This is a genomic window from Vreelandella lionensis, assembly GCF_044543515.1.
GTDB lineage: Bacteria > Pseudomonadota > Gammaproteobacteria > Pseudomonadales > Halomonadaceae > Vreelandella > Vreelandella lionensis.
Window position 1 is genome coordinate 66,973 of sequence record NZ_JBITWC010000010.1, and the last position, 12,532, is coordinate 79,504.

A 12,532-nucleotide genomic window follows, 5' to 3' on the forward strand; every position below is an offset into this window, starting at 1 on the left:
GCGTTCACATGAATAACTGTGTTGCTAACCAACGCCTAGGTATCGCCAAACCGCCACCGACATGCTTGGTACTAAGGTCATTACCTTCATTGCCAGCCAAAAACACAGGGTAAGCTAGACCACTATCAACCTGATCAATAATTCATAACCTGATCAGCAGTTGGGTTCAAGCAGCTACGTCACTGCTCTATATTTCAAATATAAAACTTCTCCTTCCAACTTTCTTAAACTCGGTATTCCCAGAAAGAATTTGCTCATATTCTTGACCCTTGCCTTTAGTACGCAAATACCTTTGTGTTTTGCAGTTATTGCAATCTATACTAAATCCAGTAGACTTCTGACACTTTAGCTTGACAAACCCTGAGCATATAGGACATTTCTGTAATTCCATTATTTCTTCATGCCGCTTTTTAAACTTCCAGGCTTGTTCAAGAGCATTTTCATTAACCAAAGAACGCTCGATCTTTGCAAAATCGGCAGGTGCTAGCGCATCAAGAACTTTTATTTCATGTTTTTCTGCACTCACCTCTAGCCCTGACAATTGAGCAGCTACCCCAATTGTCTTAGCAGGAATCTTGATAAGCGCTCGTCCATAATCTGAAACCAGCTCTCTCTGCAAAAGTTTATCAACTAAATAACCAAACCTCTCTACACCGTACAAATCAAATGGCGAAAGTAGCACCCAGGCACCCTCAGCAACAGCTTGGTTAGAATGCAAACTATCTTCACACAGGTTGGGCCAGGCTAACATTCGTAATGGTTGATAATTCTGCTTCTCATTTTGCAAGGAATAGAAATCAACTGGACGGCCCACAAACCCCATCCAAGGAACAACCTCAAGCAAAACTCGCTCTTCACTGAGTGTATCAGCTGTTGATACGAGAAGCTGCCAATTGAATCCTACCTGCTTAAGCTCAAGATTAAATCCTGCCCAAGTTGATGAAAGCTTTACTCCGAGATAAGGAGTCAAAGCATGGCGAAGTACAAGCCCTGCATACTTTGAGTAAGCTCGATTTAGTCCCTCATTTCGCTCTCTTCTTTCATCAGGCGTTATCCTTTTGCCACCGACGATATTTCTCAATTCGTTCCAAAGGATAGGCAAATGGCGATAGTGCTGATCATGACTCAGAATGTTTGTAAGGTGGAGTCCATCTCCAATCTGTGCGGAGCGACTCACCAGCAGGTAAAGGCCTCTCTGCTTAAGACCTCGAATTATTCCAAGTGCATTCTCAAGCTTGTCAAGCGTCTTCGAGAGCTGTTCGGACGCTTTGCTGGTTGAATCCTGCGTAAAGGCTTTTCCCCAAAGCCTGCATATTTCTTCTGTCAGGCGATGATGCCGATCATTAGTTCCGTAAAACTCTAACGCCTCACTTACCGCCGACTGAATTTGCCTGAGCGTGCCGACTCGTTTACTCAAATACTGATCTATCTTGTCGAGCAATCTTGCATACACACGGTTCTCGTAAATATTAAAATCGTCATCGCTGAACCGGGCTTTCACTCTCTTGGGTATCACTCCGGTCAAGGTCTGACGTTGCCAGCATTCAGAATGCGAGGCCAGATGAACTAAGGCTCCCCTGGCTAATTTCTTCGCCCTCGCAACATCGGTAACCTCCTCTTCATAATGCAGATCCAGTCTTGGTCTCATCGATATTTGATGAAGGTGCCCTGCCTCGATGATAGTGAGCAGTTTCGAGTCAAATGAGTTCAAATGGCTATCATTATCAACCACACCTTCGGGCATCAACGGAGATACCAGCTCAATCTCGTCCTCAATGCTTGAGTCAATTGTCTCTAGGATACGCTCGAATAACTCCACCTTCTGGGCTAGAGCCTTGTCCGGTAGCCTGATAGATTTTCGCTGGCCATCAACCAGAGCAATTTCGCTCCCATCATCGACTAATAGCCCGCTCGCTCCCAGGTTCACAGTGGATTGATCACTGGTCACTATCTCGGCTAGATAACGACCAGATTCAATAACTTCGGGCAAATGCCCAATACGCTGCCCTGTCAGCCGATCCACCCACATCAAAAACCACCTTCCTTGCGCTTGATATCTTTCTCTAAGAGCTCAAGTGAGGTCACTGGAACGCTTTCTAGGCTCGAGTAGTTCCAGAACGCTTCCAAAGAATCCATGAGTTTGCGGACAGAGTCTGCACTTACATCAAATCGACCAGTCACCTTACCCTGCCGCATTATTCTGCTTGCGAGCAGGTGATCCAAGGCCTCTCCTCTAGTGGCGCCTGATGCCATCATCACTGGGACAAACCGAAGCGCCTGCTTCTCAAAGCGGTTACCCCAACCCAGGCCAAAGTCATTTTCAAGCTGTCTTGTAAACTCATTACCGGTCAGCTTACCGAGCAAATTTTTGACAGACGATGCATGCTCTTTACAGGCGTTATCAAAAGCGGTTTGTAACGATCTAAAGGAGTAGCTCGCAGGCTGGTAATCCCTTATCTCAAAACTGTGTTCCTGCTTTGGTAGCGTCATCACATGAGAGCGGTCATACGTCTTGTCTGCCAACTCATTCGTCGTCTCGTCATGGTTTGCCGTACCGATAAACCAAACGTTATTTGGAACAAGAATCTGACGACCATCCATTAGCATCCTTGGTGCCCCGGGCAACGCTGTTTCAGAAAGGCTGATTAGTCGCTCGGCCGGATTATTTTTTTCAAGAGCGGACAAGAATTCTGCGAAATATTGCTCTGGTCGAGAGAGGTTCATCTCATCAAGCAGGATCACATTACAAGAGTCTTGCCAGCGAGGGGTCTGTGCCTTGTATAGAGCTTGCAAGCAGTCCTTTTCGTAGAAACGGCGCTCAAAGGCGTTGAAATGACCCAGCAAATCATCGCGATCTCTCCAGCCTGCCTGCACGGCTATGTCCTGACAGAACCCTCCCATGGCCTTTGCAAAGGCCTTCGCAAGGCTCGTTTTACCCGTGCCACTAATTCCTTGGAACACGTGTAACTGACTCATAGCCAAACCACCGAGAAGCAGCCTGATATCCTCAATCGGATAGAATAGCTCCACATTCTTTTCAGCTCGGGCAATACGGTGCTGAAGTTCTTCTGCAAAGAACTTCAAATTTGGGACATGCTCAAGCTCGATGCTGGCCTGGAATGCTTTGTCAGTGTCCATGATCGACATCGCCGGGAACGCTGTTTTAGCCTTTTGCGCATTGGTCAACTGATCAATACGGGTTTCAAGATCGTCAATGTGGACCGCCAGCGTGTTTTTGTGAGATTCGAGAACCCGCTTTTCGCGAGCGATAGCCTCAAGCTCCGTTGCAGCTACGCGCTTCACACTCAACTCCCTGCGCGCCTCGTCCAGTTCCGGGCGCAGAGCAGCAATGTCTCGCTCCAGGTCTGAGACTTTGTCTCGTAAAGTTTGGTTGTCTCGCTGCAACTCAGATGTGTCTGAGACTTCCAACTGTCTTTTTAGATCGCGATTTTCAGCCGTCAATTTCTCTAAAGTCTCAAGTAGTTCTACTGGAGAACGGTTGCCCAGCGCGGCACCCAACTCCTGAAGCTCATACAACCGCTCCTGTAGCTCCTGAGCTTTTTCCCAAGCCTTTTCCCTTTGTCCGGATACCTTTGCCAACTCAAGAGCAAATCCACTGCGCTCGGCTTCCATTTCCTCAGTTACACGCTCTTCTAGCTCGGTTTGCTCTGTTTTTAGTTCTGACCACTCTCGATTTAGCCTGGTTCTGTCACGACTGAGCCTTGCCTTCTCTTGTCGGAGTTCATCCTCTTTCTCATCGAGCAACTTGATTCGTTCGGCTTCTGCCTCAGAGCAACTATGCTTGATTTCATTTAGCTGCCGCTCGGCCTGCCTGATTTCTTCCGCTAAAGCTTTCTTCCGATTCTGAAAATCCTCAATATCAGACTCTCTCTGGATCGTCAGTTGCCGCTGCTGCTCTTCCAATTGCCTGAGTGATTTCTCATTCTCCTCTGCAAACCCTGCCTCAGCGTTCGCCTCTCTCTGCCTGAGGGACCGTTCCATGATCAGCAACTCATTTTTCTTGTTGGCTAGCTCAAGCGCCACATTGTCTACATCATTGATTCGTTGCTCCAAGGCAGCCCTGTCCGCTTCGATGCGTTCAGCTTCGTCTTGCAGTCGTTTGTTTTCGGCATCATTTTCTTCACCGAGCTTACTGGCCTGATCCCAGCGTTGGAGATATTCCTCATTAAGCTTGTCCTGATACTTGCTGAGCTCTTTGCACACCTCTGCGAATCGCTCAATCCATCGCGCTACAGTGGCTGACTCTTCAATCTTCCGAAGCGAATCAAGGACCTTATCGACCGACTCTTTATCAACGTCAATATCAATGTTTGAACCAGTGGCTTGATAAATTTTTGATGCATTCTCAAACGAAGCTGACCAGATTGGCCCAAGTTTTTCCAGTGACGCGGCCTGACGAGAAATTGCGGCCGGAGCTCCCGGTGCCACCTGTGAGGGATTACGCTTGTTTCCGTTCTTTTTAGCCATTACATCCAGTCCTTAAAACATTCCGTGAAACTCAGTGCATACTCAATGTGTTCTAACACGACATCCTGAGTGATCTTTTCGACCTTGCCTTTTTTAAATTTACTTTGGCCATGGCTACTTTGGTTGCGAAGGTCTGCCAGATTTAACAACTGCACTATTTGTAAGTTCTCATCCTGCAAAACTTTTAGCGGGTGCTGATCGTCAGTGAGCGTCCCCATTCCCGCCGCGAAAAGCAGTGCTTTGAGAGAGCTTGAAGGGTTCTGGCATGCACGTATAACCTGGCGCAAATCCTGCCGCGCCAGTGTTCGAACGACATCTTCAGTAAAAGATGGAATACCAAGTGCACCAAGCAGCCGCTCATTCAACTTCCAATCCAGTTTTTTAGCTGGAGGTATCTGCCCAACATTTGCCGGATACATTTTGATCATCCACTGCATAACAACCTCTAGGAGCTTCTGACAGTCCCCCAGGGCGGCCTCCAAGTCAGAATCCCAAGTCGAACCCGATTCAATTTTGCGTCTCCACTTCAATAACCTTGCGAAATACCGCCTGATATCAGGCTGAGCCTCTATCCAAGGGAACTCAATCAAAATATCCAGCTCGGTTCTCTTTTGAAGCTCTCTCAGCCACTCATCATTTGTCAGCGTCCCTGCATCAGGAATACCAATCAGCGGTGCTAAGAAACTCCGAAGTTTTGTGTCAGAGCCCAGCAACTGTTTGACAGGCTCCTCAAGCCACCATGCGCCCGCCCTAAGCCCGAGTGGATCCTTGACCGACCAGAGTTCATCTCCTTCGTCATCACCCGTCACCCAAACAACGATCCTAGCAGCCTCAGGAGAAGCATCCAGACGCTGTACGCCTTGCAAACGAAAAAACTCAGATGATGAATGCTCTCCCCCTAGTTGCTGACTTGCTCGATAATCTTTCCGATAGTCACGGTAGGCTCGGGCCAGTAGCTCGTTGTCCAAGTCAGGAAGACTTTGCTTCTTGGCTCTAGCTAGATAAGGCCGGAAAATATGACCTGTCCGCCTATTGGCAGAAAACTCCGGAAACTTGGCTTGCGGATCCACAGGCTCAATCTGTTCAAGCTTGGTCACCATTCGTGGCCAGAAATAGCCGGTTATCGCATCCTGAATGAGGAAACCAGCCTTGAGGCTCGTCGACTCGTCTTCTTCATCATCCAGCAACCTATGTCCTTTTTCAGTCAGGCCATTTGCGTCAGAGGTTAGCCAACCATTACTGACCCCTTGTGCAACGATCAGAGCGATCAGTTCAGGGTGTAAGCCGGTCAAAGCAGCAATATCATCCTGTTTGACGCGCTTGGCCCTGACTAACCCCAGAACCGCTCGCTGAAACAAGTTCAACTCGGGCTGTCTGGGCTCAGGATAAAGAACACGATGAACCAAGACCGGCCAAAGAACCGGCCTTGATTTTGACCTGGGTCGGTCACTGAATTTTAGGTAGGTCCCCGTCTCAACGAAGGCTGCCATGATCACCTCCGCAAAGCTCGTAGAGGGCGGCCAGCGCGGGAACAGCTTCTTTGGCAACAGGATTAGTAGCGAGGTTGGCATCACCAACGCAAACCAACATTTGTCGCTGACGGCTCATTGCCACGTTCATTCGATTTGGTAACCGTAAAAATCCAAACTGACGGTTCAGTTGTTCTTCCCTGGCAGCGTCATCATCCCACTGAATCTTTGCAAGCTGCGTTGGTTGGTAGGTTCTAACGCAGGACAATAGCACCACATCAAACTCTTTCCCCTGAAAGGCATCCACTGATCCCACCCTCAGCCGCTCTTCCTGACTGTAAGAGCCATCTGCGTTCTGTTTCTTCGTCCACTTGAAGTCATCGTGAGGTTCGTACCCGCTCTCTTGCTTAACCATCAGAGGTTTTCCGTTAATTTTCGTTTGCGCCATTTTTTCCATGATGAAATCCCGCTGAGCGGCATAGAACGTAATAACACCAACAGAAACGGACTCTCCTCCGGCCTCCATTACCCGCCGAACTTCTGTCACGACATGCTCAGCCTCTACTTCCCTAACGCGACTGGTTCCTCTCTTGACAGCGTTGCCTTCTGCCAGTGGAACATTAATCCACTGGCAAACATGCCCCTGATAATGCTGACGCAGCTCTTGCATGCCACTCAGGAACATTTCCGAAAAAGCAAAATCCTCCGCACTACGGCCAGACTGCAACTTTCCAAGCCCTGCCGCCTCGTAAAAATATTTGCTCACGAAATCCCCCAGAACAGGATGCATACGAAACTGGGTATCGAGCATCACAACTCGCCGTATAGTGTCCTGCCGTTCAAGATCCTGAAGCTTGACTCTCAGTCGCTCAAACAAACTTGATCGAAATGCTGCAAGTTGCTGTTCCGTAAGGTCATGTTCCTCCTGCAACTGCCCTTCTATGTTAGGCTCGAGCATATGTGGTAACTGACGATCATCGCCCACCAAAACAATACGCCGCTTGGCCATCGCCATCGGAACAAACAAGTCCAACGGGTTAGCACGTGCGGCCTCATCTACTACCACCGTTTCAAACTCTATTTCAGAACTATCAAACCCAGCCACTGCTTTTAGATTAGCCATTTGCTGGCCAGCAGACTGCTGGCAGGTGGCACCGACCACCATAGAATACTCATCAACAACGGATTGAGCCGCCTGTCGGTCAAAGTTGAGACTATCCGAGAGCTGCTCAAGCACCCAGGCAACACCTTGCTTACGCTTCTGGACCTTACTCTCAATAAGCCTCTCTAAATCATTCAGCAACTCCAATCCTTTACCATTGATTCGGAATCTCAGCTCTGGAGGACGATAGTCCGGCAAGTAAAGATCCAATAGCCGATTCTTCCAACCAACCAGTTGCTTCAAGCCTGACTGATCCACCTGCTCTGTATCAGCAATCTGCTCCAGAAATGAGAGAAGTTCTCCGTCAGCTCGTGGAGCATTTCGTTTTAACCAGCTCAACAAATCCCAGGCTCGGTCTGGACCATCGTCCAAAAACGACGTTTCAGTCTCCCTCAGAGCCCTGATTTTACGTAGCACAGAGTGGCTCCGCTCTACCTTGTTCTGTGTACTTTGATGACTCCTGTATAATTCATTTATATAATCTCCCAATTGCGCTTCTATACTGGGGGGAATGATTAGTCCGTGGGCCTCCAGTGCCTTCACCCCAGCCAGAATTTTCTCAAGCTCCTCAGCAAGGCGATAAGGCTCATACCCAGCCACGCGGATGAAGGCCATGGTCTCAGATATTTCTTTGAGCTTTTTAAGCTCAGGATACTTTTCGTACTCCGTTGCAACTTTCTCCTGGAGATAGCTCGTTTGCCTCTCCAACCAAGGGACAATCAAAGCTTCGTCGTCACCAGAACCACGCTTCCCCCCAATCCTGGTGGCGGGCAGCCCTAAGACATCACTTCGGTCCAAAGCGTTATCAACAGCATCATGCTGAAAGCTGCTTATCAAAACCTGTCCTGAGAGATTCTGATCCTGGGATTCCTCTGCCAGACGCCTTTGCAAGGCAGCAATCACCTGAGTTTTACCGGTACCAGGAGGGCCAATAACGATTGCCAAATCAGGGGTATTCAGCGCAGCATCCAAAGCCTGGATCTGCTTCTCTGTCGGCTTTCCACCCTTAAATGTCTCTTTGGCGTAGGGTGTGAGCCCATCAATTCGCCTTCTGCGAGCAGCTGGAACAGCGACACCCTCCAAGAGCCATTTCAATTGAGGCAAACGCTTTCCGGAATCAATGGATTGCTTGGCTGCAAGCCGACGCTTACCTGCGGTGCGGTGCCCCGCCAATGACAGGTATAACCAGCCCTCTTTCTCCCGAGGCCGAACAGATTTCCGATTGGAGGCTGGCTTGAAAATCACGTGATCAGATTTGAAAACGATCGTACCTCGCGGCGTGTTCGCAGAAGCACTTTCGCTCTCATCTGTTGTCAACTCTTCCATCCAGTCTGGTGGGTTAATACCAATATCTACTTGGGTGTTCGATGACAGATCAAGGCCCGTCCAACGATCACGAAACTCTCGATAATCATCGGGTGTCCGCGGAATCAGGCGCCAAGCGTTCTCTCGCCCATCTTCAAAGGTCTCCCAGTCTACAAATCGCAGGGACCGCAATGTCTCCGCCTGTTTCAGAGCGTTCTGCCACTCCTTGTCATTGTATAAATTCCATAACTCTAAATAGCTTTCGTTGTCGCGCAATGTCGCATCTAGAATCGCTTGCTGAGAACCGCTGCTCAGAACAGCCGCAACGGATGCATCCACGAATGTAAAATCTCCCGTCAGCAAAGAGAACGCACTGTCATTCCCCTTGTGGCGAGTTACTCTCTTAATAAGTAAAGCACCTTCATCTCTGCGCTCAACATCTGCTCGCCAACCTTTTCCCAACAGCTGAAAACCACCTTTAGCAGTTCGGTTCGAAAACTTCGCAATGGTAAGCCAGTACTCGCCTTCCGCATCCACCACAAACTGGGATTCAAACCAACGACATGCGAGCTCAATATTGTTGCCACCAATCTCTCGCTTGCTATACAGGTCTTCAACGATTAGCTCATCAAGTCCAAGTTCCAGATCCATTGGTGTGACTTCTACTGGAGAGCAATACTGAACTAATAATTGCCCTTTACGCGTTGTCGTTAACAACCATTGCACTTGATCTCGCTGAGCAAGTCGTTCAAACAGAATCCGATCAACTGGGTTGCAATTAACAATTACACGTGCATCTCCCTGAACCGCCATCCAGTTATCGCTGTATGGCTGCAACTGAACTTTGTGTCCAGGTCGAAAACGGCTCATGTCTTCTTTGCTAGTTAACGTGAGCAGATCTTCTGAAAAAAGAGGAAAATCTTTAAAATTCATGAACCATCACCACCTGAACTGCCAAACAATATGTTGTTCATCCATCTCGCCGACATGGATCCAGTAGGGAGCATCGTGTTTACCACGTAGTTCTTCTTTAAGCCCCTGGTAACGGTCCAATAGCTTGGTTTTACTTTGCCGCTGTAGGTTTAATATCCCTTCAGGTAAAGGGTGAATCCCAAGCCCGTGCTCCGAATATTCAATTTTCAAATGATCTTCAGGCCAACGGTCATAGCTGAATGTTGGCATCAGGCGTTTAAGCTCGCGTTTATCACCAGATTGCAGGACAACCTTCCGGCCAGTGGGTATCCAGTCATCCAATCCCGGAACAGCGCCTTTTTCAGGCTTTGGGACAATAAATTCCTCAAACAACACTAAACTTTCATCAATAACCGACGGACAGAAGAAACACTCCGCCCCAAACCCCTTATGAAAATTAGCGGGTAAAAGGTTATGACCACCGCAGCCTCGGCAACTCACCATTCGCTCATCACATTCACTCAAAGCTTCTAACCACTCCGCCATCAAGGGACGTTCTCCAGGATTCGCAAGCCCATCCTCAAAGCAACGCCGAAATAGCTCGGGCAGGCGGCTATGTTCGATGAACTGTATAGGCAGATTGCCAGTGCACTCGTTGTCGAAATCTTCGGAATGGTTAATCCAGGAGTACTCGCCACGCAAGGCGGCCTCTTCTTCTTCTGGCTCACCATCATTAATCAAGTCGCCTTTAAACGGGTGATTGTGAGTCAATAATTGGTAGGCAATGACTGCGAAGCTCCAGCAGTCAGTGAGGCTTGAAAGCAGTGAGTCACCCCGCACAACCTCAGGAGCACCGTAATCAACCGTATACAGGGTAATACCACTGTGTGATTCAAGGCTGATATTGTCACAGTCGATCAGCCAGGTTTCAGCATATTTAGGTTCATCAGAGACAAAGATATTGGACGGCGAGAGGTCGCCGTAAAGCATACCTTTTGAGTGCAGCTGATTTAGTGTTCTCGCCAGCTGGCAAAGAATACGCACACGTCTGCGAAGCCCGCCCTGCTTGAGGTAGTCTTCAGAAGACTCATCTCCAGCCTCAATGAAGCTATCAAGAAGGCTCTGCAGTGGGACCAAGCCATCCATAAGCTCCATAACGTAACCATTTCGAGGCGGAGCTAGCATAATCAAAGGCTTGGCGAGTTTTAGCCCGCCAAAGTCCTGGCGCACCAGCCACTCGATTTGCCGACGCCAGCGCCCTATCGCCTGATCATCTTTATTCGTGAAGCCTTTGACCAGGACCTGAGGATGACTAGTTCGATAGACGACACCCTGCCCGCCCTGACTCATCTTCTGAACAAGCTGATAACTAGCTCCCTTAGTATCCTGAACAACGCGAGGCGCTTTTTGTTTGGCTGCTGTACTCATGTGCTCAATCCATTCTGAAAATGCTTGCGATGGTTTTGTCGTCACCATGGCGTGGTGTGGACCATTGCTGTAACTCGCTCTCGAGCCAGCGCCTCATTCGCCGCTTGTTGCTGCGCTGCTGGCGCCGATAAATCGCGTTGAAAAAGGGTTCTAGCTGCTCTGGAATGAGATCATCAGAGATTCCATCTGTCATTAGCAGCACACCGTCGCCTGGTAAGCTCAGCATGACGTCAGAACTGGCCGCTCCTTTTACATCGGCCTGGGCGAGCGTTGTGGTCTGATTGCCGAACCCATCTTTCTGGGCTGTTAATATCCGGAATCTGCCTTGGCTTCGTATGAGGGCCAGGCCATCTCCAGCCTGCCCAACCAGGCCCTGCCCACGACCGTCAACCCATGCCCAGAGGCAGGTGGTTTCATAGTCGTTATAACCACCAAAAAATGCTTCTCGCCAACGCTGACTGAGCCGCACTGGGGCATCTGCACTGCATACAGGGTTGCTTCGGTCGAGCATAAGCTCACGAGCCAGTTCGACCGCCCGACGCGAGCCAATATGGCTTAAACACCGGCTTCCCAAGCCATCGGCCACTGCAATAAAGCGACCTCGGCCACACCCATGTACGGAAACAGCATCCTGATTTGGAGAACCATCCTGTTCATGGGCTGGCCCCTTTACCGAAGCACCAGCAGCTACTAGCATCATCAGAACTCCCAGTCTTCGTCATCAGCAGCTGGAATTTGCAGAGGTACTGACTGGTTTGGCTTAGCCGACTGACTGCGTGCGCTGACACTCATGGTGACTGCCCGGAAAAACCGATGAATATCACGAGCATTCTCCGCACGGAATAACGGTGCTTCCGGGTCATTCGCAAAATCACCCAGCATGGATTCGTCCGCATCCGAACCAATCGCCATAGCAAACCGAGTTGCCTTGGCAGTACGCTCACCATTCACAAAGCGCTGAAATGGCCCTTGCCAATCATCATTCGGATAACCATCAGAGACGAGAATCACAACTGGTTTATAAGCTCGTGACGGTATGCTCTCTTTATCTTCAATTAACTCATTGGCGATCTTAAGAGCACCACCAAGCGGTGTCATACCAGTTGCTTCAAGTTGGGCAATCCCCCCTATTTGATGAGCAGGGGTGAGCGGTAAAATCATTTCAGCGCTATCACCACCAAATGCTATGACAGATATCTCTATCTCGGCTCGCAGACGGCTCTCACTCGCAAAGCTCGCGACCATATCTTTCAAGCCTCGATTCAATGCCTCAATTTTTCCGTCCACCGACATGCTCCCACTAGTATCCGCCAACACGATAACAGGCAGAGGACGAGCGTTTTGTACCTGGAATTTTTTTAGTTCTGACATCTATAAATCTCCTTGAAAAACCTTCACTTGAATTGCTTCCAACCATATAGCGATAAGCATGCCAAGAATTAAAATTCTATATATTTCAATTGGCTGTGAAAAACATGCACAGAAGGCAGAGGAACAAAAAGTAGAGTTATTTACGCATAAGTAATTTTTCTTATCATCACATTTACTAACAGTCATTAATACTCATACGTATGACCTCTGCCACACTAACGTAAACCTGTACCGGGGATATTTACCCAAACACGATCACCTGGTTTCAGCATGGACAACGTTTTGATGTACCAACGCCTACCACCAGCTATGACCACTTGGAGAGGTACCGAGGCTGACATAGAGTTCACCGTTCCAGTCTCCTTTTTGACCGGCCTTGGCAGCACACTCATCCGTT

7 protein-coding genes are annotated in these 12,532 nt (G+C 48.9%); all 7 read right to left on the reverse strand.

The features are described 5' to 3' along the window. Positions 1-187 precede the first annotated feature (187 nt). Genes ACIGG6_RS08135 through ACIGG6_RS08165 form a run of 7 tightly spaced genes read right to left on the reverse strand, consistent with a single transcriptional unit; the run spans position 188 to position 12,135 of the window. Complete coding sequence (locus tag ACIGG6_RS08135; RefSeq protein WP_399843791.1) at positions 188-2,029, reverse strand: hypothetical protein; 1,842 nt, start codon at positions 2,027-2,029, stop codon at positions 188-190. Next, entirely contained in the window at positions 2,029-4,488 is a 2,460-nt protein-coding gene (locus tag ACIGG6_RS08140) for an AAA family ATPase (protein ID WP_399843793.1), read from the reverse strand. Before ACIGG6_RS08140 ends, ACIGG6_RS08135 begins: the two co-directional genes overlap by 1 nt. Further along, entirely contained in the window at positions 4,488-5,978 is a 1,491-nt protein-coding gene (locus ACIGG6_RS08145) for a hypothetical protein (RefSeq protein ID WP_399843795.1), read from the reverse strand. Before ACIGG6_RS08145 ends, ACIGG6_RS08140 begins: the two co-directional genes overlap by 1 nt. Next, a complete protein-coding gene (locus ACIGG6_RS08150; RefSeq protein ID WP_399843797.1) occupies positions 5,962-9,357 on the reverse strand; it encodes a DEAD/DEAH box helicase in 3,396 nt (1,131 codons plus the stop codon). The genes ACIGG6_RS08145 and ACIGG6_RS08150 overlap by 17 nt, the downstream gene beginning before the upstream one ends. 6 nt (positions 9,358-9,363) lie before the next feature. Then, the gene (locus ACIGG6_RS08155) at positions 9,364-10,764 is read right to left on the reverse strand and encodes a protein kinase domain-containing protein (protein ID WP_399843798.1); all 1,401 of its coding nucleotides are present in this window, start codon (positions 10,762-10,764) and stop codon (positions 9,364-9,366) included. Between the two features lie 4 nt (positions 10,765-10,768). Then, positions 10,769-11,464: a PP2C family serine/threonine-protein phosphatase gene (locus ACIGG6_RS08160; protein WP_399843800.1), complete on the reverse strand. Its 696-nt coding sequence runs from the start codon at positions 11,462-11,464 to the stop codon at positions 10,769-10,771. Continuing rightward, positions 11,464-12,135 (reverse strand): vWA domain-containing protein, encoded by a 672-nt coding sequence (locus ACIGG6_RS08165; protein ID WP_311959834.1) that lies wholly within the window; start codon positions 12,133-12,135, stop codon positions 11,464-11,466. The genes ACIGG6_RS08160 and ACIGG6_RS08165 overlap by 1 nt, the downstream gene beginning before the upstream one ends. Positions 12,136-12,532 lie beyond the last annotated feature (397 nt).